Below are 26,599 nucleotides of genomic sequence, written 5' to 3'. Positions count from 1 at the left end.
CTAGGTTCTAGGTTCTAGGTTCTAGGTTCTAGCGAAGTTTATGATAACTATTTAGTTAACACAAACGTTTAACTATTTTTTGGCGTAACTTTAATTAAGCTGCTGGCGGCGATGGCAAATAAGCAATAACCGGTAAAGTACCAAAAACCTGTACCAAATTCGGCATGCATGTTGATCAATTCCCCCATCTGGCCATCGGCGTTACCAGCAAGGTAAGCCACAATCAAAGCAATGACAAAAACATCTACCATGCTCCATTTACTCAAGCCTTGTATAACTTGACCGAGTATATGCTTTAATTTGTTCATCGGTATTAAACAATAAACTAATTGCATCAACAGTTTTAAAGCTGGCACCACAATTGAAAACAATGCTACCAATGCTGCGACTAGGTAATTTTTATTATTGGCAAGTTCGTTAACCGTGCCCCAAATGCTCCGTGTTTTTTTATAAGCACTAATTTCACCTTCGAGTTCATCAAGGCCCAACATGCTCGATGCCATCATTAACATACTGCGGGTATGACGGTCACCTTCATCAGCAATCATAGCAATGCCCGTTTTGGCGAGCTTTGATTTATCAATTTTCCCCTCAAGGGTTAGCACAGGCTGAGTAACACCAGGTAATAACAACGCCAGAGCAATTAAAATAGTCATGATCGGCAGTAATAAACGCATAGTCGTCTTTTAAAGTATATTGATGATGACGCATCATACTCAAGGTATTAAGTATCTTCAATAATTGAGGCTAAAACCTCATCGCCGTATTGGCGTGCTACGAGCATGGCATTATAAACAATATCAATGGGAGAAGCTGGGCGAATAGTTTCTAACAATTTAACTGCTAATGGCCAATTATCTTCCTCTACCGCGCGAGCTAACTGCAAAGTAGCACCTAACATACCGTTAAAATTAAGCAGTGCACTCGATAAATCATCGCCTAAACAAAACTCTTTTGCGATAACATCCAGTTCCATATTTAAAATAGCATCGAGCACTGACATCAAGCCAACTAAGTAACCACGCTGAGACATTTCCTTACCGCCAGGCTCTAGCATTAACTGCATGAAATGCGCACGAGTTAACCCCAACTTAGTTAGTTCACTAGGTTTATCAACCCCTAGTTCACTAAGGGCCAACACTCTTACAAATTGACGAATTGCATCTTCACCTAAATAAATAACCGCTTGTGAAATAGAGGTGATCACTAAATTTTGGTTACCAGAGCGTGCATTCACTAATTTAAGAATACGAGCAGTTAAACCGACGTCTTTAGATACCCGCTGGTGGACTTCATCAAAATCGAGATCTGGGCGCGACGTACAGCGCAGCAAATCAAAAACAGCAAATTTAGATGGCTCAACATTATGGTAGCTGAGCATTTCTGGACGCGCGAAAAAGAAGCCTTGAAAGTAATCGCAGCCGGCACTTTTTAGCAACATAAATTGTTCGTGCGTTTCAATTCGTTCAACTATGATTTTTACATCAGGAAAACGGCGTTTAAGCTTTTTTAACAGCATATTGGTTTTAATGATGGGCTCTTCAACTTCAAGCTTTATATAATCAACTAAATGTAATAGTGGCTCCCATTTTTCATCTCCATCATAATCATCGAGAGCAAAAGTATAGCCATCTTTTTTTAGAGCCGTAACTCGACTGGTCACTTTATCAATGTTGTCGGCTCGTTCAACGATTTCTATTACTGCGCTATCTGGTTGCAATAATTTAGGGAAATCATCTAACAGGGCATCTGAAGATAGGTTTATAAAAGCGCGTTGGTTCGCAGTAAGTTTATTTATACCAATAAGCATTAAAGCGTTAAAAAACAGCCGCCCAGTAGCCTGACCATCTGTTGTGCCAATAGGGAATGCGTTATTTATCGAATCTCGATACAGTAATTCGTATGCATAAATGCCTGTTTCAGCATCAAAAATAGGCTGCCTGGCAATGTATTGTGTAACAAGTTTTGGCACCTCGGCGGTTATCTGCGTATTAAGCATATTATTTCCTGCTAATAACTATAGTGACTCTTGCCAGCTAAATTGTTGTTATTTTATGTACTCAGTATAGTAAGGTTTTTGCGCCTTGCCTAAACTTGTAAGTAATAATGCTCCTTTTATTGAATGTCTGCAAACCATCTGTAAAGTCAAAGTTTTCACTATACCCACACTAAAATAATGGATAAGTTCTAATTTGACTGATGATTGAGTATAATAAGGGCTTACTTTTCTGTTAACCCCCAAAAGAGCCTTGATATGAGCATTGAACAAGCCTTAGTTGAACGCAGTAATAACCAATGTGAGCTATGTACTGCAACTGAAAACCTTTCTGTATACGAAGTGCCACCTGTCACTGAAGCTCATTCAGATAAATGTATTTATACTTGCCAAACGTGTAAAGACCAAGTTGAAGGCACCACTGATATTACCCCTACTCATTGGCATTGTTTAAACGATAGCATGTGGAGCCAAACACCTGCGGTACAAGTGGTGGCGTACCGTATGCTAACCCGTTTAGCTGCTGATAATGGCTGGGCACAAGATGCGCTAGACATGATCTATCTTGAAGAAGATACGTTAGCATGGGCTAAAAAAGTACTTGCTGAAAATGATGATATTAAACATGTTGATAGCAACGGCGTGGTACTGCAAGCCGGCGATACAGTCACACTTATTAAAGATTTAGATGTTAAGGGCAGTAGCTTAACGGCTAAACGTGGTACTGCTGTGCGTAATATCGGCTTAACCAGCAACCCTGAACATATTGAAGGACGTGTTGACGGTCAGCGCATTGTTATTTTGACCAAGTTTGTGAAGAAGTAAATATATCTCTGCCTACAAAAAGGTGCATTTATGCGCCTTTTTTGTTATTAAATAACAACTTAGAATAATTAAGCTATGATTAAGTAACTACCCCGTACACTTATAGTAATTAAGAATTCACCGATTTAATTACATCAAGGAATAAGCCATGCTATTACACAAACCAAATGCAATTTTAAAATCGATTGTTGGTATTAGTCTATTAGCCAGTAGTGCTGTTGTGCTTTCAGGATGCCAAAATCAATCTGAGCCAACTAAACAGATGACTGATGATGCAGCTATGGCCACTTTAACAACTCAAGTTAGCTACCTTGATCGTAGTATGCTACGTCCGGGATCACAACTCACAGTGACTTTAGCTGATGTGTCAAAGATGGATACTGAAGCAGAAATAATTAGTCAACAAACTATTGATATCAATGGCGCACCACCTTACACGGTAGAGCTTAGTTATGACACAAGAAAAATTGCTCAACGTCATCGCTATAGTTTGATGGCACGGATCACCAATCAAGACCAACTATTATATGTAAGCACTACACATAACAATCCATTTGAGCAATCACAACAAGCATCTTTTGAAGTCGTCGTGTCTAAAGTTGCGCCGCAAAAGCCCAATGTCGATTTAGTAAATACGTATTTTAAAGCTGTTACTATAAATGGCGTGCAAGTCACTGTTGAAACAAAAGAACCCTTTATTCAATTTAGTAAAGATAACAAAAGCCATGGCTTTTTAGGCTGCAATAATTTTGCTGGTAGTTATCAAGTAGATCAACAAGCACTGACATTCAGCCCGCAAGCTAGTACTAGAAAAATGTGCTCTCAAGGTATGGAACAAGAAACTGCAATGTCTGGCGTACTAGAAAATACTGCGACGTGGAATATTAATGGTGAATCACTCACCTTAAAAGATAAGCAAGGTAAAGTACTGGCAACATTTAAAGCCGTGTATTTTAATTAACTCTAATCACTCTCTGTAATTAAACGCCCAGTAAACTGGGCGTTTCGATGTTTATTCGGCAACTAATTGTTCGCTGCGATAAAAGCCTGATGAATCGCTTAATAAGTTAACTAGTTCAGGTAATACCTTATCCATAGTTTGTTTTAACTTCCACGGTGGATTAATCACTATCATCCCCGATGCAGTCATGCCATGCACGTCAGTATCTGCTTCAGTCGCCAATTCAAATAACTGAATATTACGCATACCTGAAGCAATCAATCCCTCTTCCATACGCTCAATTCTTTCTCTGTCGACCGCCGGATACCAAATCATGTAAGTGCCAGTAGCAAAGCGTTGATAAGCCTTCGTTAATGTTGTTACCACAGTGTCGTAATCGTCTTTAATTTCATAAGGTGGATCAATGAGTACACATGCTCTACGCGAAGCGGGGGGTAATAACCCCACTAGGCCCGTAAAGCCATCCTCGCCGCGGACACGAATTGAGCGCTTACCGCTCATGTTTTCTTGTAGTAATGCCAAATCTCGCGGATGTAGTTCAAAAAACCAACCTTTGTCTTGGCGACGCAAGAAATGCTCAGCAATTTTCGGCGAGCCCGGATAAAAAGCTAATTGTTCTGTGTCATTAAATGATTTAATTAAATCAATATAATCATTTAGTTCCTGATGCTCACTGCGATGTTGATAAAGCTTAGCAATGCCATTAAGGTATTCTTGCGTTTTTTGTGCATCAGCACTGGCTAATTCAAAAAAGCCAGCTCCTGAGTGAGTATCGATATAGTCCAATGGCTTATCTTTGAGCGTCTGGTAACTTAATACCTGAGCTAATACCAAATGTTTAACGACATCGGCTGGGTTTCCAGCATGAAATGAGTGTCTGTAACTGAGCATAATATAATTTCGCTTAAATAAACTCATTGAAGTTAGTTATATTCTACAACATAAAACGCCAAGGGTCATAAATTGCTGGCCATTAAGTGAACCACTTATGAACAAATTAGTCGCTAGCCTGAACAGCTTATTAACATTAAATAAAAATCAGCCAAAACACACGTAAATGCTGGCATATAAAGCAACTTTGCTTTACATTTGCATGACAATAATCACAGTTTTATGAGCGCCTTTATGAATAACGATACCCTTTCTCAACTAGAACAATTGATCGACCAATTAATTAGCCAAAATTCACAGCTACAAACTCAGGTTAGCGAGCTTAAAGATAAAAATAGTAAGCTAATCGATGAAAATGAAATTCTTCAACTTGAAGTACTTGAAAGTGAAGAAAAACAAAAAGACACCAGCACAACTTTAACGGGTTTACTTGAGAAGCTACAAAGCGCCCAACAGGCTAACTAATGTCTGAGCTGCAAAACCAGCGAGTCACAGTTGAGTTGCTTGGTAAAGAGCAGCAATTTGCTTGCCCAGCTGGGCAAGAGGATGCACTCATTGCATCAGCCAAATACTTAAATGATTTGGTTGATAAAATGAAGCAGCGCTCAACAGTGCGCAATGATCAAAAAGCCTTATTAATGGCAGCCTTGAATATTAGCCATGAGTTACTCGAAGCAAAAACACAGCAAAGCGTTACCCAACAGCAGCAGGATCAACTCATCGATAAGCTCAGTGCTTACTTAGGGCAATCGTCAGCCGAATAAAAAAAGCGCACTCGCGCTTTTTTTATTATCTCGTGGATTCCAGTATCAATTAAAAACAAAATCAGCTAACTTGCCTATTTTATTTTCTCTATTTTGGCAATACGGTTATGACTCACCCTTTTTATATCCCCACTCAGTTAACTGCACTTTTATTGCTAAGCTTTAGTCTTGTTGCACCCCGCTCTGCTGTTGCAGCAACACAGTGGCAAACAATCTCCCCTAACGTACAATTTTTAGAGCAGCAACGAGCCCTACGCTTTTATGACTCAAACCAAGTGCTCATTGAAGGTGATAAATGCGCGCTAATGTTTGATGCCAGTGGCGACTTTGCCGCTGTTGAAGCAACCGTTAAGCAACTAAAAAGCACCTTAAAAACCCCTTTGTGTTACTTAGTTGCTAGTCACTTCCACGACGACCATTTACTGGGCATGGCTATTTTGCAGCATCATTTCCCTGATGCTCAATTAATTGTCCATCAACAACTTGCTACTGAATTTAGTCAACTCCAACAAACCTATACTAATAAACTTGATAGTTATGAAAAAAGTATAGAATTGAGTTTACAGCGTTTAGCCCAGCAGCCCGAAGCGCAACAACAGCACTGGCAAAACAAACTCAACTTAGCTAAGCAGCGATTATTACGATGGCGCCAATATCAACTACAACCACCACAAACTTACGTTGTTGATAGCTTAACCATTGAACTTGGCAACTACCCGGTCACTATTAACGCACACCAAGCCCATACTAATGGTGATTTAACTCTCAGCGCCGAAAATCATCGCATTTTAGTCGGTGCTGATGTGGTTGATTGGCTGCCTTATCCCGGCCATGGTAATTTTAATAACTGGTTGCAGATACTCACGCAACTTCACTCAGATCAGCGCATCAAGATAATCCTTCCTGGCCACGGAAGCGTACTAAAACGAGACGATTTACAGCAACCATTAAACTTTTTGCACGCGATACAACAGCATGTAACAAACTACCCAGAGCAAGATTTAGTGCAATTACAGCAAAGCTTTAATCAGCAGTTTGCGAAAGACTACCAAGTTGATGAGATAGCACGAAAAGCTTACCCGTTGTTTCTAGAGGCTGGACTTAAACGAGTTAAACAGTCAAAATAGCGCTCGCACACGGATGTGCTAGACTTTTAAAAGGATATTAATTTAGTGATTTTTATGCGCTGTTACCTCTTTGCCCTGTTTGTGACTTTAATCTTACTATCTGGTTGCCAAACAACTGAACCACATTTAGCGCCAAGTGATACTGTGCAAGCTCCGGTTATTTTTAATCACCTTAAACCGTCATCAAATAGCTCAGCACAGCCCACAGATACCAAGCATAAAAAACAAAAAATAACATTAACAGCTCCAGCGCAACAAGCCGCTACATCACCTCAAGCGCACACTCGTAATGACGATTTATGGCAACATATAGCCAACAATCTAACCATTAACATATACTTAAACAAAGCACTAAATAAACGGATTCTCTGGTATACCAAGCAACCCAAATACTTACAGATTGTCAGTGCCCGGGCTGCGCCTTATCTTTATCATATTGTTAGTAAAATAGAACAACGTAAGTTACCCATGGAATTAGCCTTATTGCCTTTTGTAGAAAGTGACTTTCGCCCGACTATTAGCTCATCAGAACAAGCTGTTGGGGTATGGCAATTAGTCGGTGCGACGGCTCATCATTTCGGTATAAAATCAGATCAATGGTATGACGGGCGCAAAGATGTTCTCGCTTCAACAGATGCAGCTTTGGCCTATTTAGAGTATTTACATAAGCGCTTTGATGGCGACTGGCTACATGCATTAGCGGCTTATAATAGTGGCGAAGGACGTGTAAAGCGCGCCATCGCAGAAAATAAAAAGCGCGGCAAAAGCACTGATTACTGGTCGTTGAAATTACCCAAAGAAACCTCTGAATACGTGCCAAAGCTAATGGCATTAAGCTACTTAATACAAAACCCTCAGCACGGACTATACCGCCCTAAACTTGCCAACAAAGCCCTTACAACTGAGCTTAACGTTGGCCAGCAATTTGATTTTTCGGTGATTGCCAATTTATCTGGTATTGGTCGCAGCCAACTACACAAACTCAACCCTGGCTATTTAAAAAACCAAAGCTCACCTAATGGTCCCCATACTTTATTACTACCACTGCAACAGCAAAGCTTATTAAGCAGCCAGTTCTTTAAAAATAATTTCACTGGCGAATATACAGTGAAAAAAAATGATACTTTGTACTCGATTGCTCGTCGTTTTGGATTATCAGTTAACAAACTAAAAGCGATGAATAACAAAACCTCTAATTTAATTGGTATTGGTGAAGCATTGATGGTTGGCCAACCTCGCACCATGCCAGACTCGTTAACTATCAATTATAAAATCAGTCCTTACCTTGAACAAACTGAAATAGCGATCCCCACTATCGCTATTCAATATCAGGTAAAGCCTGGTGATACTATCTGGGGAATTAGCCAACTTTATGATGTGCCGCATAGTGATTTAGCCCGGTGGAATAAACTTAGTGCCTCGAGTATTTTAACGCCTGGCACGCAGCTGGTGCTACATTTGCCGCAAGCAACAAAGGCCGTGTCACAATTGCATGACGAAGGTTTACTTTCAGAGCTTGCAAGAACCTTAAAGCAACCACACTAACCGAACCAGTAGTTTATAATCCGGCTTATTTAGCGTAAAATTAGCTTTTCATTACAGTTAAATTAAAGAGATCGGCATGCAAATTAGCAAAAACTCGGCAGTTGAATTTCACTACACATTAAGTGAAGCGGGCGAGCAACTAGAAACAAGTACTGGCAGTGAGCCGCTAACCTATATTCATGGTTTGGAAGGTATGCTTCCAGGTCTTGAAACGGCTCTTGAAGGCAAGGCTGCTGGCGATAGCTTCAGCGTGACACTTACACCGAGTGAATCTTACGGTGAACGTGTTGATGATCTTATTCAACGTATTCCTCTTAAACACCTTCAAGGTGACACTAAAGTATGGAAGCCAGGTATGACAGCAATGGTTAGCTCTAATCAAGGCCGTCATCAAGTAACGATCGTGAAAGTAGGTCGTTTCAATGCTGATTGTGATTTAAACCACCCATTTGCAGGCAAAACTCTAACGTTTGATGTGCAAGTACTTAGCGTACGTGAAGCAACCAGCGAAGAAGTATCACACGGCCATGTCCATAGCGAAGGCGGTTGTGGTCACAACCACTAAGGAAATTCCATGTCAAAGGTTGCTATCGTTACAGGCGGCAGTAAAGGTATAGGTCTTGCTGTTGTAAAGCGTTTTCTAAATAATGGTTACCAAGTACATAACCTTGATCTAGAACCTGCAAATTTAGGCACTTGGCACCACTGCGATGTGAGTGATGTTAGCGCAGTAAAAACGGTTATTGCAAAAATTGCCAGTAATGGCAAATGTATAGATGTGTTGGTATCGAATGCCGGCCGTCATCTAAGCGCGACAATTGAAGACACTGACGAAGCAACCTTCGATAGCTTGTTTGCTCTTAATGTAAAAGGTGCCTACGCGGCAATTCAAAGCGTGTTACCAAGCATGAAAGCGCAACAAAATGGGGCAATTATTTTAATTGCCTCAGATCAAGCCATCATAGCTAAAAACAACTCGTTTGCGTATAACCTGACCAAACATGCGTTAGCCTCAATGGCAAAAACCACCGCATTGGATTATGCCCAGTTTAATATTCGCACCAATGCAGTGTGCCCAGGCACCATAGAAACACCGCTTTTTCATAATGCTATCGACGCATATTGTGCTCGTAGTGGCGCCGACAAAGCCACTATAGTTGCCGAAGAAGGCGCATTACAGCCACTCGGACGATTAGGCCAAGCTGATGAAGTCGCAGCATTGGTTACGTTTTTAGCCAGTGATGATGCCAGCTTTATTACCGGCAGTTTGCAAACCATTGACGGTGGTTACACCGCGCAATGAGTGAACGTATTATTGACCCCCACGTACACTTTTTTAATTTAGTCCAAGGGCAATATGATTGGCTACAAGGTAACAATCCTGTGCCTTGGCCAAATTTAGATACGATTAAAGCGCCCATAAGTGTTAACCAATTACAGCATATAAGTCAGTTTGAAATTGCTGGCCTAGTACACATTGAAGCAGGCTTTGATAACCAGCACCCCATCAATGAACTGCACTGGCTAGCTGAGCACTTAAGTGGCCACAATTATAAAGCTATCAGCTTTGCCAATATTAACAGTCATCCCGACGATTTTAATAATGCAATTACCGCTTTATCACACCTAAGCTTAGTGGGCATTAGAGATATCACCGAAGGCGCTGATGCCATGCGCTTAAGCGATGCTACATGCCATGATAACTTAGCGCTATTAGCCAGTAAGCAGCTGATATTTGAAGCTCAATTTGAAGTTGAAAAGCTTACAATTACCCAACAGCTAATCAACTACTGCCAACAACTTCCGCATTTACAATTAATAATAAACCATGCGGGTTTACCCAATAATCTGTCAATTTGGCAGCATGGGATCAGCCAATTAGCGCAACTACCTAACTGCTGGATTAAATTTTCAGGCTTTGAGCTACTCACTGCGCAGATGCAAGCTCAGCAACAGCAGTGTTTTAACTTTATCCTGCAGCACTTTGGCCAGCACCGCGTTATGTTTGCTAGTAATTTCCCTGTATGTCAAATCAACGCGAGTTATCAACAGCGTTGGTCAAACCATTTTGAGCTTTGTAACACTCATAATTTATGGCAAAAACTCAGCTACAAAAATGCTCAGCACTGCTACCAAGTTTAATAAAAAACCGCTATATTGAGTTATATTGTATAAAAACAGAGCATCATCATGGCTATCTCTTCTATTCAAAAGCTCACTATTGGGTTTTTCAATGTTTCTTTTCTAGCGTTTCTTTCTGGCTGTGGTGGCGGTAGTACAATGACCGACAACAACAGCAATGGTGGTGGCGACACTGGTAGCAGTATCAATTGGACGCAAGGTGTATTTCAGCCCTCTAGTAACTTTTATCAACAATGCCAAGTATTAAACGAAAAGCACTGGCTGCGATCATGGAGTAACGAAACCTATCTTTGGTATGACGAAATTATCGATCGTGATCCAGCGCTGACCCCTGCTGTAAGTGAATATTTTAAATTACTAAAAACCGAGCAAATTACCGAGTCAGGCGCAAACAAAGATAACTTTCACTCCAGTCTGCCGACCGCACAATGGAGAGCCCAAAGCCAATCAGGGGTAACCTTCGGCTATGGTTTTAACGTTAAATTAATAAGCCCTACAGCACCACGCCAAGGTGTGATCAGCTATACAGAACCTAACTCACCTGCAAGTGCGCAAAATCTTGCCCGCGGCTTTGAGATTTTAGAAATCGATGGTGTTGATTTTATCAATGCCAATACGCAAGCTGAAGTAGATACCCTCAACGCAGGTTTATATCCAACTAAAGTTGGTAAAAGCACCAGCTTTGTATTCAAAGATATAAATACCGATGAAACCCGCGAAGTTATTTTAAACTCGCAAACGATTACTTCTAGGCCAGTCACAAACGTGAAGACCTTAGCTGATGGCACTGTTGGTTACTTTCAATTTAATAGCCACAATGCAATTGCTGAAAAACCGCTTTATGATGCCTTTAATAATCTCAAAGCAAGTAATGTCACTGACCTAATTATTGATATTCGTTACAATGGCGGTGGTTTTTTACAAATGGCTAGTCAAGTTGCTTATATGATCGCAGGCCCCGCGAATACCAACGGTAAAATTTTCGAAAAAACCATTTTTAACGATCAACACCCAACATTTAATCCAGTAACAGGACAACGCTTAAAACCCGTCATGTTTACCAATGAGTTTGTTGGTTTTGCTGATAATCCTGCTCTAGTTGTTGGCACGCCATTACCAACCTTAAATTTAGAACGCGTGTACTTGTTAACTACCGCCAGCACTTGCTCTGCCAGCGAAGCGATAATAAATGGCTTACGCGGTGCAGATATTGAGGTAATTCAAATTGGCTCTGGTACCTGCGGTAAACCATACGGTTTTTATCCCACCGATAACTGCGATACGACTTACTTTAGCATTCAATTTACTGGCGAAAACAATAAAGGTTTTGGTGAATATTCAGATGGTTTTGCGCCGCAAAACACCACTGATAATGCCCGCTTACCAGTACGCATAGCCGGTTGCGCCGTTGCTGATGACTTTAGCCACCAGTTAGGCGATCCTGAAGAAGCGGTACTAAAAGCCGCGTTGGGTTATCGTGATAATGGTAGTTGTCCAGCAGCCAGTTCAATAGCCAGTAAGCAAGGTTTTGCACCTGCACGCTTTGGTGACACCCCAACAGTATTAGATACGCGGGCTGGATCTCTTGCTGAGCAAAATAAAATACTGCCTTCGCATTAAGCGTTAGCATTAAACTCAAGGCAGAATTGTTATGCTAAAAGAATGTTCATCATCAATACTAGCCGCGCTCTTGATCTGCGGCTGCTCTGTACAAAATGAAAAACCAACACCAAAATTACAGCATGCATTACTAATAGAGCCACAAGGTGAACTGATTGCTCAAGGAATTGCTCGCCTAATGCGCTCAGAGAAGATTGCAGTAGCTAATGATGTGTTTATGAAGCGCAGCTTGATGGTCGTTGATAACGTCACTAAAACCGACGAGCTTGGCAACCCTATTATGGGTAAACAGCTAAACATGCCAGACCGTTTTGAATTACTGATAAAAAACAACCTATGCTTTGTACGTCATCTCGATAGCAAAGCCACCGAGCCGCTACCGGATGTACAATGTAAGGTGAATGATATCTAGGTGCTAGGAAAATTTTAACGCTTTGAATTAGTAAGAAATAGTTTTAAATTTGCAAAGGTCAAAGTAGATAAATTTAATGAATAGCGAGCAGGAATTAGCTCGCTATTCATAGCTCGTAGCCTATGATTTTATTTGATCTCAACACGCTGAGAGCGCATCACTATTTCGTCGTTAAGTTCAATACCAATACCCGGCTCTTCAGACACTTCAAAGAAACCATTTTTAGGCTGTGGATCTTGCAAGCATAACTCACGGTTCCACTTTTTAATTGCATAAGTGTGATGCTCATGAATTAAGAAATTTGGAATAGCCGTTTCTAAATGTAATGATGCTGCGGTTGCAACGGGGCCGCCACAGACGTGAGCCTGAATACGTACATCAAAAATATCAGCGTAATCACACACTTTTTTAGTTTCAGTAAAACCACCACATAAACCGATATCTGGCTGTAATACATTAATACTTTGATCTTCTAAGTAAGGGCGCACACCCCAACGATTATATAAACGCTCGCCACCGGCAATTGGCACTGATACTTTATCTGCCACTTTGGCATGTAACGAATGATTTAAGTAGTTAACTGGTTCTTCATAAAACATACAGTCAAATTCTTTAGCGATTTCACCGATTTGAATAGCAGAGGTAACACCCGGTAAACTGTGGCATTCAAAAATGATATCGACTTCATCACCAACAGCTTCACGAATTGCCTGCATACGGGCGCGATATAGCTTCATTTCAGCACGTGAAATAATGTTAGTGCGGTCGTAATAGGTATTGCCGTCTTTATCATATTGGATCGGATCAACTTTAACGGCATCGTAGCCTTCAGCCACTGCTTTTAACGCCGCTTCTGCGTATTCTTGTGGATGTACCAGAGCTTTAAACTCAGTGTCCCAGTCAAACTGTAATTGCGAAGCATAAGTACGCAGCTTGTCGTTAACTTTACCGCCTAGCAACTGATACACAGGCAAACCTAGTGCTTTACCCTTAATGTCCCATAAAGCAGTGTCTATCGCGCTCATTGCTGCATAGACTACTGGGCCCCCACCTAAACCCCAAAAGCTTTCACGCAGCATACGCGACCATAATTTTTCGGTTTGAAATGGGTCATGACCAATTAAGAAAGCATCAGCCATTTCTTTGATCATAGCAGCGGCAGCACTGTGTCCTAAATCATAAGCAAGGCCAGCTTCGCCAACCCCGCTAATACCTTCGTCAGTATGAATACGGACAAATACAGGAGTCCAAGCAGGTCTGTCTGGACAGTGGATATCAAAAACTTCAACGCGATTAACTTTCATGACAATTCCTTATTAACCAAGGCTTAGGTTATTTTGCAAAACTAGGATCAAGACGATGGGCCTTACGTAACATCGCAGGCCAAGCTAATTGCCCACCGGTACTACCGCTGTGCACTACATTCGCTTGATTATAAATATTATCGATTATGGCTTGAGGTACTGGTGTAACAGCTTGGCCACTGGCTTGTAAAGCCAGCTGTATTTCACAAGCACGCTGTAAGTCATAAAAACGCATAAATGCATCACCCACCGTTGGCCCCACAGTTAAACCACCATGGTTTACTAACAACATATGATTAGTATTAGCGAGATCATCTTGTAAACGTTTTTTCTCATCGCTATTAACTGCTAAGCCTTCATAGCCGTGATAAGACAATGACGGCAGTGAAAACATTGAATACTGACTAAGTGGCAGCAGACCATTTTGCTGCGTGGCAACGGCAATCGTTTCTTTAGTATGTAAGTGAATAACACAATGAGCGTCATCACGCACTTCGTGAATCGCGCTGTGAATCGTAAAACCAGCAGGGTTGATTGCAAATGGCGTGTCATCTAAAATATTTCCGGCCAAGTCCACTTTGACTAGGTTAGAAGCTGTTACTTCATCAAATGTGAGGCCAAACGCATTCACTAAATAATGGTCAGTCCCCGGCAAACGCGCCGATAAATGTGTGTAAATCAAATCACCCCAACGAAAATGCTCAACCAACCGATAACAGGCGGCTAAATCAACTCGTAACTGCCATTCTTGTGCAGAGACTTTATTTTTTAAATCAAGTTGTGGTAATTCAAACATTATGGGGCCTTATTTAAACGCGTTAAAAACAAAACACGAAATAGATGGATAGAAGTCTAAAGTAGTGTGCGTGGATGATCAATATTTAAAACAAAACAGCCACACCAAATTGGTGTGGCTGTTTTCGGTGAGCCCATTGATAACTCACACTCAGCAAAAATTATTTTACGTTTGCTAAGTAATCGGCAATAGCGACCATTTCTTCTTCAGTAACAGTCGCAACCATCGCTTTCATCGCTGCAGTCATGCCATTGTTGCGCGCACCTGATTTAATGTCTTTCATTTGGGCCACTAAGTAGTCTTTATTCTGACCATTTAGTTTAGGATACATTGCCATGATCGGTGCCTTACCTTCAGGGCCATGACATGTTTGGCACATTTTTGCTGTATAAAGCGCAGCACCATCGGCAGCCATGCTGTTAAATGACATACTAGCAACCATAGAGAGGCTTGCACCTAAGAGTAATTTTGTTATCTTGCTCATTGTATTTTCTCTTCTTTTTGACGGTTTATAAAAATTATTAGCTTAATTGTAGACCATAATAACGGATCTTTGTACATCACATATGTACGTAATTTATACACCAAGTAGATCACCAAACACGCTGTTCAAGTCATCTCTTAGGCTACCACACTAAATCATCTGGTACTTCAAAATCAGCGTATGGGTCATCAGCATCTTTGCCTTTGTCTTCAGGCTCTACATGAAACACGATGTACTTTTCATCAACTTCTGCCACTTTACGGGCTGGCTCATCTTCAAGTACAAAAAACTGCCCTTCCAATACACAAATTGCCAGTCGGCCACCTGACAAGGCTTTTTGCGTTTGTTCATTTACGTCGAGCTCTTTGACTTTATTTTCGTAAGTAAAATTGAAAGTCCGCTCACCACGAATCGAATCTTGATTATGATGTTCTAATATCTGCTTTACGCGGGCAACTTGCTCACGTTGCTTTAACTCACCTTGGCGAGCTTGATTTAATTCTTCTGCTTTTTTCTGCTGTTCTAACTTTGTTTGCTGAATATGCTTTTGCAGATCACTAGGGTTACTGGTCGCCCCTTTTTTTGGCTTTTTTTGTTGCTTACGCTTTTCACTTTTAGCAACTTTAGCTTTATGTGATGTGGTTAATCCTGCTTGTAGCAATTGGTCTTGTAATGAACCCATAGCTTTGTTCCATTAAAAACTGATATTAGCTTTATTTTAATCACCAATTAAAACAAATCATAGTGCTGTGGCCATTAATCTAGCAAAGTGTTGTGATTGAAAACCTGATTTAGCGCAATAAATACTTATTTCTAGAATAAAAGTAACCACTTAAAGAACGCGTTGAGGTTGAATTTAATATCAATCAGGTTAAGCTGTGGTTTTTGTAGTAGGGCCAATAAAATGCGTTTCGGTCATTTATTAGTTTGCTCGCTGTTTATCTTTTTCGTGCTCTATGCACCGCAGCCATTATTAAGCTTATTTGCAGAGCAATTTTCAGTTAGTCCTGCAACCGCAGGTAGCTTGATGACGGCAACTATGCTCCCTTTGGCGATTGCTCCTTTGGTATACGGCTTATTACTAGCTAAACGTAACCCTTTAACAATTCTTCGCTACGCGATGCTAGTACTAGCTGTTACCTGTGTTGCTTTTGCCTATGCCCCCAGTTTTGAGTTATTACTGTTACTACGATTTTTACAAGGTTTAACCTTGCCTGCCGCACTCACCGCAATGACCACTTACATAGGCAGCACTTATCAAGCTGATAGTTTGCAAAAGAATATGACCTTCTATATTGGCAGTACAATTGCTGGGGGTTACTTTGGCCGAGTGTTAGCGGCTATTTTTGCTGATTTATGGACTTGGCAAAGCTTCTATTTTGTTATTGCCGCAGGTTTAATTAGCTTTGCACTGAGTATTCCACGTAATCAAACAGCCATTGTTAACAGCACTCTTTCCCCATTAAATTATTTAAAACAGCTCGCGAATGCTGCGGTATTAAAATTATATGGTGCGGTGTTTTGTATGTTTTTTTGCTTTGCTGCGTTATTAAATTATTTACCGTTCATTTTACAAGACACTTTTTTAATTACTAATACCCGTGATATTGGCTTAGTTTATAGCGGTTACTTGATTGGCGCCCTCGCCTCTATTGCGACTCCTTGGTTATTAAAAAAGAGTATTTCACCGTGGCATTTATTGTCTGCTATATTTGCTTTTTACAGCACTACACTAGTATTTTTGATGAGCTCACAATTAGTGATTTTTTTACTGGCATTCACTGGTTTTTGCGGCGCGATGTTTATTATTCATTCAACCGCAGCGCCACTGGTTAATAAAATAAGCAGTGCACCACCGAGTGTCACTAATGGTGCTTATGTGTCGTTTTATTATAGTGGCGGGGCTTTAGGCTCTTTTGTACCAGGCTTGGTATATCAACAACTTGGCCATATCGCATTTATGGCCTCGTTATTATTAGTCTGTATATGCGGATTAATTTTAGTAAGTTCGGCTTATCTAGCGGGTAAAAAAACCACTTTAGGCTGATGCCCTGTGGTGGCAAAAAAAGCGTCTAAATCGGCTTTTTTTAATAACCATGTTTGGGTGTTCTCAAATGGATGACAATGAAATAGATCACCAAACCATATGTCTTGGTCAAGCCATAAAGTGACATCATTTTGCTTATCATTCATCAGAGCAAGCATAGATACACATCCAGGTGCGACTTTTAAAAAGCGTGCTAAGCGCTCATCAGAGGCAAACCCTAAGCGTGACAAGCCTTGATATTTAGCCAGTGATTTTAAGTCTAACTGCTTGTCATGTGCGGTGATCACCAAAAAATGCTTTTTACCTTCGTTATCACGCAAAAATAAGTTTTTTAATCGCGTTCCGGGCCGTTCCACCATTAATTCATCTGCAGCAAGACTACTATGTAATGCAGGGTGTTCGATAACGTCATAATTGATATTTAAATGCGCTAACAGCGCCGCTAATTTACTTTTATCCGCTAACATTTATAAACAACGCCCCATCAAGCGTACACTTAAATCTCGCCACAATACTTCATTTATCTCATATTTATCGTTGCGACAATATTTTTTGTCATGCAACTCTTGTTTTAATAAGTGCACGGCTTGATCTTCTAATTCTAATTTTAAGCTATTTGATTCTTCAAAATATTCTTGCTCTGCAAAGTTTTTAAATTGCTGGCGTGTCAGTGGTCGATCTAAGTTTAAATTTGCGCGACTATTGGCTTTAACCGATACCACATAAGCAAAAATCTTATTACCTTGCTCATCTAATTTAGTGTGTAACTGTTTATTATTAATTTCAAAAGGCGGCTCATCACTTTGGCTAGCACAACCACAGAGTAAAACGAGTAACATCAACGCGTATTTTTTCATTATTAGTATCATTCCTGTTATCCAGTGACCGTTAGTCTACCAAAAATTCATTGTTTGCGTAAAAATTCAAAAAATATATAAATAATACTTGACCAAATTTAGAAATCTCATTAAAGTTCGTCCCGCTTGAAACGGAACCTCAAGTAGGTTACGAAATTCGTAACTTTAGGAATGTGGGGCTATAGCTCAGCTGGGAGAGCGCCTGCCTTGCACGCAGGAGGTCAGCAGTTCGATCCTGCTTAGCTCCACCACTTTCCTACTCTTCAATTTTTATCACTATGGCTCTCATGCCAAATTCAATTTTTAAATCTTTGTCATTTTAATCAAAAAACTGTTTATTTTATGTTAGTTATTTTTTAGCTATCAGTTGTGCGCTGCATGGTATTTACGATCAAAAATGCCGAGCATAAACTCGGCATTTTAATTTGGTTATTCGACTACCAATTATTCGCGAATTTGACCTACACCATTGACGAGGTATTTCTCCGTCGTTAATGATTCTAAGCCCATTGGACCGTAAGCGTGTAGTTTTGACGTTGCGATACCAATCTCTGCACCTAAACCTAACTGTGAACCATCAGAGAAGCGTGATGAGGTATTAACCATCACTACTGAGGCATCAACACTGCGCTGGAACAATTCAGCCGCGGCTTGGTTTTTAGTGCAAATAACTTCCGTATGGTTTGAACCAAATTGCGCAATATGCTCAATTGCACCAGCAAAATCTGGTACTACACGAATCGCGATTTCTAAATCTAAATATTCTTCGCCAAATTCCTCTGGCGCAAGCACTGTTGCATCATCAAAATATTGTGCGGCTTGGCTATCTGCATTTATTTTTACACCTTCTTGGCGTAATACAACAGCACATAAATTTAAAAACTCATCTGCAACATCCTGATGAACGACAAGTCCTTCTAATGCATTACATACGCCAGTACGCTGAGTTTTACCGTTCAGTAGCAAGTTAATCGCCACTTCTAAGTCAGCGTCTTTATCTACGTATAAATGACATACACCTTTAAAATGCTGGATCACAGGAATTGTACTGTTATCTGTTACAAAGTTAATTAGCCCTTCGCCGCCGCGTGGAATAATTAAGTCAATGCTGTCACGTTGCTGCATCAATTCCATTAATAATCCGCGGTCTGGATCTGGAATAACGGAGATTAACGCTGCCGGTAAATTATGCTGCTCTAATACTTGATGCATAACACTAGCAATTGCTTGCGAGCTTTTAAGCGCCTCTTTACCACCACGTAAAATAACCCCATTACCTGATTTGAAGCATAACGCTCCAGCATCAGCGGTTACATTTGGACGCGCTTCATAAATCATACATACCACACCAAGTGGTACGCGCATTTTACGAATTTTAATCCCGTTAGGACGTTCAGTAATATCGCGTAATTGACCCACAGGATCATCAAGGCTTACAATCACTTCAATGCCTTCAGCCATCGCTTCAATACGTTCGTCATTAAGCGTTAAACGGTCAATCATAGCGGCTGCTAGATTGTTATCACGGGCTGCGGCTAAATCACTTTCGTTCTCTTTAATAATAAATGCTTTTTGTTGGCGTAATGCTGCAGCCATATCCAGTAGCACCTGATTTTTAGTCTCGGTATCGAGTAAGGCTAACTGATGTGCCGCTTTTGCTGCCTGACGTGAAATATCTGTAATTAAACTCATGACTTCTCCAATAATGCGATATCTTTCTCTGAAATAACGGGACCAATCGAATCTTGCATCTTGTCGCTAAATTCGCTTTGTTCGTTATCAGCTATAAAATTCAATAAACAACTACTGTAATTTGCAGTTGCTTTGGCTAATCGAGTGCCGTCGCTGCTACGTACCAAAATGGTATCGCCAATTGCAAACTCACCATGCACTGCGACAATTTCATCGCCACGGATACAGCCAGTTTCACCTTCTAAAGATTCATCGTATGAACCTGCGACAACGACTTCACCTTGCTCACTTGCAGTATGAGTCATCCAGTGAACAGCTTCTTGCATCGGTTTTTCGTATGGTAAGAAAATAGTACCTGGGTTCTCACCTTCCAGCAGTTTTGTAAATGTCTGCTCTTTAAAACCATTAATTATATAAGTAGTAATACCATGTGAAGTCGCTTTTTCAGCTGCTTCAATTTTAGTTTTCATACCACCTGTACCAACCGCACTGGTAGCAGATCCTGCCATAGCATAGATTGATTCATCAATTGATTTAATTTCAGGCAGTAATATTGCATCATCGTGCAGATTAGGGTTTTTATCATAAAGCCCATCCACATCTGAAAAAATCATCAATGCATCAGCATCTGCTGCAGCAGCGACCATTGCCGATAAGTTATCATTATCACCGACTTTTAAATCATCAGTTGTCACCGTATCATTTTCATTCATGATTGGCAGAACACCATGATCCAACAAAGTGAAAACAGTTTCTCTAATACTCTCATAACGCTCACGGTCACGTAAGTCACCATGAGTTAATAAAATCTGCGCCGATGGGAAATCAAAAAAGCGGTCCCACATAGCCATCATTTCGGTTTGCCCTGCTGCTGCCATGGCTTTTTTCATTGCCACAGTGCGCTCTTGTGTCTTCGGAAATAAATGCGCGCCAGCGGCAACTGAGCCTGACGAAACTAAAATAACTTCAATTCCTTGACTACGACAACGAACAATAAACTGAGCGATGGTTAATAAATAGCGTGAGCGACAACCATCTTGATCAGGTGCAATCAATGCGCTACCTACTTTTAATACGATACGTCGCCAATTTAACTTTTGCATAAATGTTCAACTTTCCATTTTAACTGTGACTTACCCTAGTTTGGATAAATCTGAAAACAACCACCTAGTGTTTACCTAGGTTACGAGTTAACAATTTGCACTTGCTTTTGCTCACTTTCTTTAGCCATCACTTTTTAATACTCAGCCGGAAACGCTCACTTAGTTAATTAACAAAGTGCGTTAGATATAGCATAACTTTGGCTCAATCATTAAGACTGAACAGTTATAAAGTAAATAAAAAGTGTTGTTTATGCATCGCTGTAAAAAGCTGTGTGAAGCTTTTTTATTAACAACATACATAGAGCCTCTAAAGTCTGGTACACCAACAGATAGGGTGATGACTCAAGGACCGAGATTTGCTCACCACGATGGGTGTCAAATATTGAGTAAGTAACAGTTCAACTCAAACAATATGAATCACAATAAAATGTAATTTATGTTCAAATTAACTAATTACTAAAAATGAGTAAAATTGTACAAACTGCATTCAAAACAATTAACAAATTGATTTTTAAGCATATAAATATAGTAACCTCAATCTAAGTTGTTGTAATTTAAAGCAACTTAAAAATAACTATATGTATTCGCTTAGACCTAACAAGTAACTAATTAGATGACTAATTGTTTGAACACTAACTATATTACGCTACTTTTAGCCTAAAGATCAAGACTATATTTTATTCACTCGGCTTACTATTGCAGCCAATAAATTTTAAAGTCTTTAAGATTCAGTTGGTTAAACAGAGTTTAATTTGTTTCAAATATTTTAAAACCAATAAATTATCATTTCTTCTACAAATAAGTTCGTAAACAGCTAAAATTCTATTAGGAAAAATTAACATACACGTGTATACCCCTGTATTATAAGTATCGAAAGGTTTACTCCTAACTGTTGTAATAAATAAGGAATACTTCATCTATGTCAGCTATTTATATCGCAGGGATCGCTCTATGTTCGGTTCTCGCCCAATGGATAGCATGGGGTTTTCGTGTCCCAGCTATTTTATTTTTGTTACTTACCGGCCTGTTACTTGGCCCTGCTACGGGTTTACTTGATCCAGATGCACTGCTTGGTGATTTACTCTTCCCTGTGGTCTCGCTCAGTGTTGCGGTGATCTTATTTGAAGGTTCTTTAACTCTACACTTTCGAGAACTCAAAGGTATTGGCAAGGTAGTCCGTAACTTGTGCTCTATTGGCATGATTACGACTTGTATAGTGATAAGTCTCAGTGCCTATTGGATTTTAGAACTCAACTGGCGTGTAGCAGCGGTGCTCGGTGCGGTATTGGTTGTTACTGGCCCAACAGTTATTGCACCGCTATTAAACTCAATGCGGCCAACCCAAGATATTGATCGCATACTACGCTGGGAGGGCATTGTTATTGACCCAATTGGTGCTTTATTTGCGGTTTTAGTATTTGAAGCGGTAATGCTAGTTGGTCAAGGTGAAGTGTTTATCCATACCGTAATCGCCTTGTTTAAAACCTTAGGAGTCGGTTTATCTATTGGCGTGGTCGCAGGTTGGCTTACAACGTTACTGATCCGCCGCGAATGGCTACCATTTGAATTACATAAATTCGGCATCTTAGCTCTGGTACTTATTAGCTTTACAGTCTCAAATCATTTGAGCCATGAGTCAGGTCTATTAGCGGTTACTGTATTTGGTATTTGGTTAGCGAACCAAGACGATTTAGAAATTGATTCTGTTTTAGAGTTTAAAGAAGATCTGTCTATGATCTTAATTTCAACCTTATTCATTTTGCTTGCTGCGCGTTTAGAATTAGCTGATTTAATGATGCTTGATGCCGATGTGTTTATCTTTTTGGCTATCGTATTATTTATCGCTCGCCCATTGTGTATTGCGATCTCCACTTTCGGCACTGAGCTACCAATTAAATCTCGCTTAGTACTCGCGTGGATTGCTCCGCGCGGTATTGTCGCAGCAGCGGTAGGCTCTGTTTTTGCTATTAGTATGATGGAAGCTGGTGTTGCTGACGCCGAGAAAATGGTGCCACTGATTTTTACCGTTATTATTATCACAGTAGTTCTGCAAAGCTTAACTGCGATTCCGATTGCGAAGCTATTAGGTGTTCGTCAGCCTTCACCTAATACTATTTTGATCATTGGTGCAAACCATGTCGCTCGTGCCATTGCTTGTGGGCTAAAAGAGCAAAATATTCAAGTACACTTATCAGATCCAGCTTGGGAAAACTGCCGCATGGCACGTATGGATGGGCTGCCTTGTTATTATGGTAACCCGCAATCAGAACATGCTGAACGTTACTTACCCCTGACAACTCTACGCAGCGTAATGGCGCTTTCGCCAAACCGCCATCATAACGCGCTAGGCGTGCAGTATTTTTCACATTTATTGAATGAAAAGAACGTCTTTTCATTGCGTTCTTCTACCTCTCACGCCAAAGCAAACAAAGACAGCGCGACGTTTCTATCTCGGCAAATTTTGTTTGGTGACAGCGGCTCTTATGCACGTTTAAGTAGCTTAATTGCCAAAGGCGGCAAGGTCAGTGTAACGCGAATTTCTGAAGAGTTTAACTGGGGCAAATACCAAGAGATGAACAGCGATGCAATTCCGTTATTCATCCTCAATGGTGACAAAGACAGTGATGATGATAGCCCTATCAAACTGCGTCCGTTTACTATTAATATGGAAAAACCGCCGCAAGAAGGTGAACGTGTCGTCGCGATGCTGCCACCAAAAATGTCGGTATTGAAAGATCCTAATAATGGCAAAAACAAAGAACCGAAAGAAATAAAAGAGTAAAACGAAAAGGGCTAGGTATCACACCTAGCCCTTTTACTTTCAACTTGCTAACTGATCAGCTCATACCTACATCGGCAAGCGTGCTCGCGCGACAACACTATCGGGCATTTTTTGCGCTAATTGGGCTAGCGAGCGTTCAATCTTTTTATGGGTTGCTTTATCTGCAACCATACTATGAAATAACCAACGATATGCGTCTTCGTAATCACGTGGACTGCCATAGCCTTGATTAAATAAATTAACTAACCGCAATTGTGCTTTTAAATTACCTTGTGATGAAGCTTCACGTAGGTAAGTCACAGCAAGCGCTTTATCCTTTTGCACTAATCGACCCGTGTCATAGTATCGCCCGAGTTGCTCTAATGCCGCCGCTAAGCCTTGCTGCGCTGCTTGACGCATATAATACACACCAAGCTCTACATTACGATCAACACACACCGCATACGCCAGCATATCGCCATATAAAAATTGATAAGAAGGCAGTGCCATTTTATTGGCTCGTGCTTCGATATCTTGTACTAACTGGCAGTCATCTGCCTTTACACGCGCAAGATGTGTATTACTATTGATCAAAGCGAGCAGCTCAGTTTCTGTATATAGTGGCACGGCAGCTATGGTCTCTTCAGACTTGGCGTGGCTTGCCAGCAAAAACGATAACGGCACTAATGATAAACAAGTTAACAAACGCATTTAGGTCACTTTAAATTAAAAACCATCTTGCTAAAGTTTATACAAAGATCGTTCCATAATGAAATTTATAAATAGCTTATTTATTATAAACACTATCCCCAGACACAAAAAAAGCTGCACAAGGCAGCTTTTTTAGTACTATTAGTAATTATGCAAACGGACTGCGTAATACCATAGTTTCTACACGGTCAGGACCTGTAGAAATAATATCAACAGGTACACCGGTGATTTCTTCAATGCGTTTGATGTAATCAAGTGCCGCTTTTGGTAGCTGCTCAACAGTAGTAGCACCCACTGTATTTTCAGTCCAACCAGGCATCTCTTCATAAACTGGCGTTACTTTATCATAACCTTCAGCAGCAAGTGGCGTCACATTAGTGATAGTGCCATCTTCTAACTGATAACCAGTACAGATTTTTAGTGTTTCTAGACCATCTAACACGTCTAGTTTAGTTAAACAAAAACCTGAGATAGAGTTAATTTGTACTGCACGGCGCATAGCCACAGCATCTAACCAACCAGTACGACGTAAGCGACCAGTCGTTGCACCAAACTCATGACCTACGGTACCTAAGTGCTTACCAACTGGGTCTTGTTTTTCTAAACCGTCGTAAAGCTCGGTAGGGAAAGGACCAGAACCAACACGCGTGGTGTAAGCTTTGATAATACCTAGTACATAATCAAGATTTAACGGACCAAAACCAGCACCTGTAGCAACGCCACCGGCAGTGGTATTTGAAGACGTTACATATGGATAAGTACCGTGATCGATATCAAGTAATGTACCTTGCGCGCCTTCAAACAAGATGTTGTCGCCCGCTAAACGCGTTTGATCAAGTAACTCAGTTACGTCAACAACCATTGCTTTAAGGATATCTGCAACAGCCATTGCATCATCAAAGGTCTGTTGGAAATCTACCGCACCTACTTTGTAATAATTTACTAAAGTGAAGTTATGGTATTCCAATACTTCTTTAAGCTTCGCAGCGAATAATTCAGGGTTGAATAAGTCACCGATACGCAAACCACGACGGGCTACTTTATCTTCATAAGCAGGACCTATGCCGCGACCTGTTGTACCAATCGCTTTATTACCACGTGCTTTTTCACGAGCTACATCTAATGCGATGTGGAAAGGCAAAATAAGCGGACATGCTTCACTGATCAATAAACGTTCACGTACTGGTACGCCACGTTCTTCAAGCATGCCAATCTCTTTCATTAGCGCTTCTGGTGAAACAACAACACCATTACCAATCACACACTTAACATTGTCACGTAATACACCCGATGGAATAAGGTGTAAAACTGTCTTTTCACCTTCGATTACCAGTGTATGACCAGCGTTATGGCCACCTTGGTAACGAACTACTAAAGATGCTTTGTCTGTAAGGAGGTCAACTACCTTACCCTTACCTTCGTCACCCCATTGGGTGCCTAATACAACAACGTTTTTACCCATTGTAAATTCACTTAGAAAAAATTAGGACGAGATTTTACCAGATAATGAGGGGAAAGATCACCCCCGTTTAGGTTATTTTTTCTGCGCAGTCGTACAACGACCTTTGCAATAAAAATTAACTGGTTGAATAACATTAAGTTACTCATAAAAATTCATCTTACTAAAAGAAAAACCCTGCATACACAGGGTTTGGATTTGTGCTAGATTTAGAAAAAGATTACTGCGCTGCAGCACCTTTCATATATCTAAAGAAGTCACTGTCTGGTGATAATACCATTACGTCTTGCTTATCTTTAAAAGTCTTTTTATAGGCCTCTAATGAACGTACAAAACCAAAGAATTCAGCATCTTTATTGTACGCATTGGCATAAATAGCCGCAGCTTTTGCATCGCCTTCACCGCGAACGGTACGGGCATTACGCTCAGCATCAGCCAGCATTACTGTGACACGACGGTCAATGTCAGCACGAATCGTTTCGGCTTTTTCTTGACCTTCAGAGCGATGCTCTTTAGCAACAGCAGTACGCTCTGCACGCATACGTTGGTAAATCGAATTACTCACTTCTGACGGTAAATTGATTTGCTTAACACGTACATCAAGTACTTCAATACCTAGCTCTTGAGCACTTTCAGAAGCTTGAACTAATGCTTCTTCCATTAACTCGCTACGTTCACCGGAAACAATCTCACGGATAGTACGTGAACCAAAGTTAGTACGTAGACCATTATTTACTTTTTGCTTAAGTAGTGCTTCAGCGTATTGCTTATCACCACGGGCACGTAAGTAAAAAGCACTAAAATCACTAACACGCCATTTTACAAACGAATCAACTATTAAGTCTTTTTTCTCGCTAGTAACAAAACGATCCGGTGCACCATCTAATGTCTGAATACGCGCATCAATACGACGTACTTGACTAAAGAAAGGTACTTTGAATTGTAAGCCAGGACCATAAACAATTGCTTTATCATCACTGTCTTTTTGCACTTTGCTGAATAGCATAACAATTGCTTTTTGCCCTTCAGGTACTACGAACACTGACGAAAAAGACAACACAACGGCCGCTAGTAATATAACTAAACTAAAGTTTTTCATTGC

The 26,599-nt window shown here is 40.5% G+C and carries 27 protein-coding genes and 1 tRNA gene; 14 read left to right on the top strand and 14 right to left on the bottom strand.

Annotated features, from left to right (window positions below; all coding sequences use genetic code 11):
• Positions 1–68: 68 nt before the first annotated feature.
• Both H5163_RS16560 and H5163_RS16555 read right to left on the bottom strand, forming a co-directional pair.
• A complete protein-coding gene (locus tag H5163_RS16560) occupies positions 69–677 on the bottom strand; it encodes a paraquat-inducible protein A (protein WP_182735558.1) in 609 nt (202 codons plus the stop codon).
• 47 nt (positions 678–724) lie between these two features.
• Positions 725–1,999 carry an EAL and HDOD domain-containing protein gene (locus H5163_RS16555; protein WP_182735557.1) on the bottom strand — a complete coding sequence of 425 codons (1,275 nt, stop codon included), beginning with the start codon at positions 1,997–1,999 and terminating at the stop codon, positions 725–727.
• 255 nt (positions 2,000–2,254) lie between these two features.
• Here H5163_RS16555 and H5163_RS16550 point away from each other — a divergent pair, with 255 nt between their 5' ends.
• Positions 2,255–2,821: an alkylphosphonate utilization protein gene (locus H5163_RS16550; protein ID WP_145238171.1), complete on the top strand. Its 567-nt coding sequence runs from the start codon at positions 2,255–2,257 to the stop codon at positions 2,819–2,821.
• Between the two features lie 148 nt (positions 2,822–2,969).
• A complete protein-coding gene (locus H5163_RS16545; RefSeq protein WP_182735556.1) occupies positions 2,970–3,782 on the top strand; it encodes an META domain-containing protein in 813 nt (270 codons plus the stop codon).
• 51 nt (positions 3,783–3,833) lie between these two features.
• Here H5163_RS16545 and H5163_RS16540 read toward each other — a convergent pair whose 3' ends face one another.
• A complete protein-coding gene (locus H5163_RS16540; RefSeq protein WP_182735555.1) occupies positions 3,834–4,673 on the bottom strand; it encodes a 23S rRNA (adenine(2030)-N(6))-methyltransferase RlmJ in 840 nt (279 codons plus the stop codon).
• A gap of 234 nt (positions 4,674–4,907) precedes the next feature.
• On the opposite strand from H5163_RS16540, the gene zapB reads away from it, so the two are divergent.
• The 9 genes from zapB to H5163_RS16495 all read left to right on the top strand — a co-directional run bounded on the left by zapB (position 4,908) and on the right by H5163_RS16495 (position 12,283).
• On the top strand, positions 4,908–5,138 hold the full coding sequence (gene zapB / locus H5163_RS16535; protein ID WP_145238165.1) for a cell division protein ZapB: 231 nt from the start codon (positions 4,908–4,910) through the stop codon (positions 5,136–5,138).
• On the top strand, positions 5,138–5,437 hold the full coding sequence (locus H5163_RS16530) for a cell division protein ZapA (protein ID WP_145238162.1): 300 nt from the start codon (positions 5,138–5,140) through the stop codon (positions 5,435–5,437). Before zapB ends, H5163_RS16530 begins: the two co-directional genes overlap by 1 nt.
• Positions 5,438–5,544: 107 nt before the next feature.
• A complete protein-coding gene (locus H5163_RS16525) occupies positions 5,545–6,564 on the top strand; it encodes an MBL fold metallo-hydrolase (RefSeq protein WP_149980510.1) in 1,020 nt (339 codons plus the stop codon).
• 54 nt (positions 6,565–6,618) lie between these two features.
• Positions 6,619–8,109, top strand: coding sequence for a LysM peptidoglycan-binding domain-containing protein (locus H5163_RS16520; protein WP_182735559.1), 1,491 nt, complete (start codon positions 6,619–6,621; stop codon positions 8,107–8,109).
• Between the two features lie 76 nt (positions 8,110–8,185).
• Positions 8,186–8,674: a peptidylprolyl isomerase gene (locus H5163_RS16515; protein WP_182732172.1), complete on the top strand. Its 489-nt coding sequence runs from the start codon at positions 8,186–8,188 to the stop codon at positions 8,672–8,674.
• A gap of 9 nt (positions 8,675–8,683) precedes the next feature.
• Complete coding sequence (locus tag H5163_RS16510; protein ID WP_145238150.1) at positions 8,684–9,412, top strand: SDR family NAD(P)-dependent oxidoreductase; 729 nt, start codon at positions 8,684–8,686, stop codon at positions 9,410–9,412.
• On the top strand, positions 9,409–10,251 hold the full coding sequence (locus H5163_RS16505) for an amidohydrolase (RefSeq protein ID WP_182735554.1): 843 nt from the start codon (positions 9,409–9,411) through the stop codon (positions 10,249–10,251). Before H5163_RS16510 ends, H5163_RS16505 begins: the two co-directional genes overlap by 4 nt.
• 48 nt (positions 10,252–10,299) lie before the next feature.
• Positions 10,300–11,871 (top strand): S41 family peptidase, encoded by a 1,572-nt coding sequence (locus H5163_RS16500; protein WP_182735553.1) that lies wholly within the window; start codon positions 10,300–10,302, stop codon positions 11,869–11,871.
• Positions 11,872–11,902: 31 nt separating this feature from the next.
• Entirely contained in the window at positions 11,903–12,283 is a 381-nt protein-coding gene (locus H5163_RS16495; RefSeq protein ID WP_182732169.1) for a hypothetical protein, read from the top strand.
• 128 nt (positions 12,284–12,411) lie between these two features.
• On the opposite strand, the gene H5163_RS16490 is transcribed toward H5163_RS16495, so the two are convergent.
• The 4 genes from H5163_RS16490 to H5163_RS16475 form a co-directional block, all read right to left on the bottom strand.
• The gene (locus H5163_RS16490; RefSeq protein WP_064668182.1) at positions 12,412–13,587 is read right to left on the bottom strand and encodes a mandelate racemase/muconate lactonizing enzyme family protein; all 1,176 of its coding nucleotides are present in this window, start codon (positions 13,585–13,587) and stop codon (positions 12,412–12,414) included.
• 28 nt (positions 13,588–13,615) lie between these two features.
• A complete protein-coding gene (locus H5163_RS16485) occupies positions 13,616–14,383 on the bottom strand; it encodes a class II aldolase/adducin family protein (protein ID WP_182735552.1) in 768 nt (255 codons plus the stop codon).
• Between the two features lie 160 nt (positions 14,384–14,543).
• Positions 14,544–14,867 (bottom strand): c-type cytochrome, encoded by a 324-nt coding sequence (locus H5163_RS16480; protein WP_145238134.1) that lies wholly within the window; start codon positions 14,865–14,867, stop codon positions 14,544–14,546.
• Positions 14,868–15,009: 142 nt separating this feature from the next.
• Complete coding sequence (locus tag H5163_RS16475; RefSeq protein ID WP_149980503.1) at positions 15,010–15,549, bottom strand: DUF2058 domain-containing protein; 540 nt, start codon at positions 15,547–15,549, stop codon at positions 15,010–15,012.
• Positions 15,550–15,771: 222 nt separating this feature from the next.
• On the opposite strand from H5163_RS16475, the gene H5163_RS16470 reads away from it, so the two are divergent.
• Positions 15,772–16,914, top strand: coding sequence for an MFS transporter (locus H5163_RS16470; RefSeq protein WP_145238127.1), 1,143 nt, complete (start codon positions 15,772–15,774; stop codon positions 16,912–16,914).
• On the opposite strand, the gene H5163_RS16465 is transcribed toward H5163_RS16470, so the two are convergent.
• A complete protein-coding gene (locus H5163_RS16465) occupies positions 16,881–17,381 on the bottom strand; it encodes a prolyl-tRNA synthetase associated domain-containing protein (RefSeq protein ID WP_145238125.1) in 501 nt (166 codons plus the stop codon). The two genes, H5163_RS16470 and H5163_RS16465, sit on opposite strands and share 34 nt — an antisense overlap.
• Positions 17,382–17,771, bottom strand: coding sequence for a hypothetical protein (locus H5163_RS16460; RefSeq protein WP_145238122.1), 390 nt, complete (start codon positions 17,769–17,771; stop codon positions 17,382–17,384).
• 175 nt (positions 17,772–17,946) lie between these two features.
• Between H5163_RS16460 and H5163_RS16455 the strand changes: the two genes are divergently transcribed.
• A tRNA-Ala gene (locus tag H5163_RS16455) sits at positions 17,947–18,022 on the top strand.
• 193 nt (positions 18,023–18,215) lie between these two features.
• Here H5163_RS16455 and H5163_RS16450 read toward each other — a convergent pair.
• Positions 18,216–19,463, bottom strand: a complete 1,248-nt coding sequence (locus H5163_RS16450) for a glutamate-5-semialdehyde dehydrogenase (RefSeq protein WP_145238119.1) — start codon at positions 19,461–19,463, stop codon at positions 18,216–18,218.
• Positions 19,460–20,566 carry a glutamate 5-kinase gene (gene proB / locus H5163_RS16445; RefSeq protein WP_145238116.1) on the bottom strand — a complete coding sequence of 369 codons (1,107 nt, stop codon included), beginning with the start codon at positions 20,564–20,566 and terminating at the stop codon, positions 19,460–19,462. The genes H5163_RS16450 and proB overlap by 4 nt, the downstream gene beginning before the upstream one ends.
• Positions 20,567–21,485: 919 nt before the next feature.
• Here proB and H5163_RS16440 point away from each other — a divergent pair.
• A complete protein-coding gene (locus H5163_RS16440) occupies positions 21,486–23,348 on the top strand; it encodes a sodium:proton antiporter (protein ID WP_145238113.1) in 1,863 nt (620 codons plus the stop codon).
• Positions 23,349–23,414: 66 nt separating this feature from the next.
• Here H5163_RS16440 and H5163_RS16435 read toward each other — a convergent pair whose 3' ends face one another.
• From H5163_RS16435 to hflC, 3 genes are all read right to left on the bottom strand, one after another.
• Positions 23,415–24,038: a tetratricopeptide repeat protein gene (locus H5163_RS16435; protein ID WP_145238110.1), complete on the bottom strand. Its 624-nt coding sequence runs from the start codon at positions 24,036–24,038 to the stop codon at positions 23,415–23,417.
• Between the two features lie 148 nt (positions 24,039–24,186).
• Positions 24,187–25,500, bottom strand: coding sequence for an adenylosuccinate synthase (locus H5163_RS16430; protein ID WP_182735551.1), 1,314 nt, complete (start codon positions 25,498–25,500; stop codon positions 24,187–24,189).
• 217 nt (positions 25,501–25,717) lie between these two features.
• Complete coding sequence (gene hflC, locus H5163_RS16425) at positions 25,718–26,596, bottom strand: protease modulator HflC (protein WP_145238107.1); 879 nt, start codon at positions 26,594–26,596, stop codon at positions 25,718–25,720.
• Positions 26,597–26,599: the final 3 nt, after the last annotated feature.

Origin of the sequence: Pseudoalteromonas sp. SG44-8 (assembly GCF_014164125.1) — a bacterium.
Lineage (GTDB): Bacteria > Pseudomonadota > Gammaproteobacteria > Enterobacterales > Alteromonadaceae > Pseudoalteromonas > Pseudoalteromonas rhizosphaerae.
The sequence above is the reverse complement of the archived record's forward strand: the minus strand, read 5'-3'. Positions and strand labels throughout refer to the sequence as shown.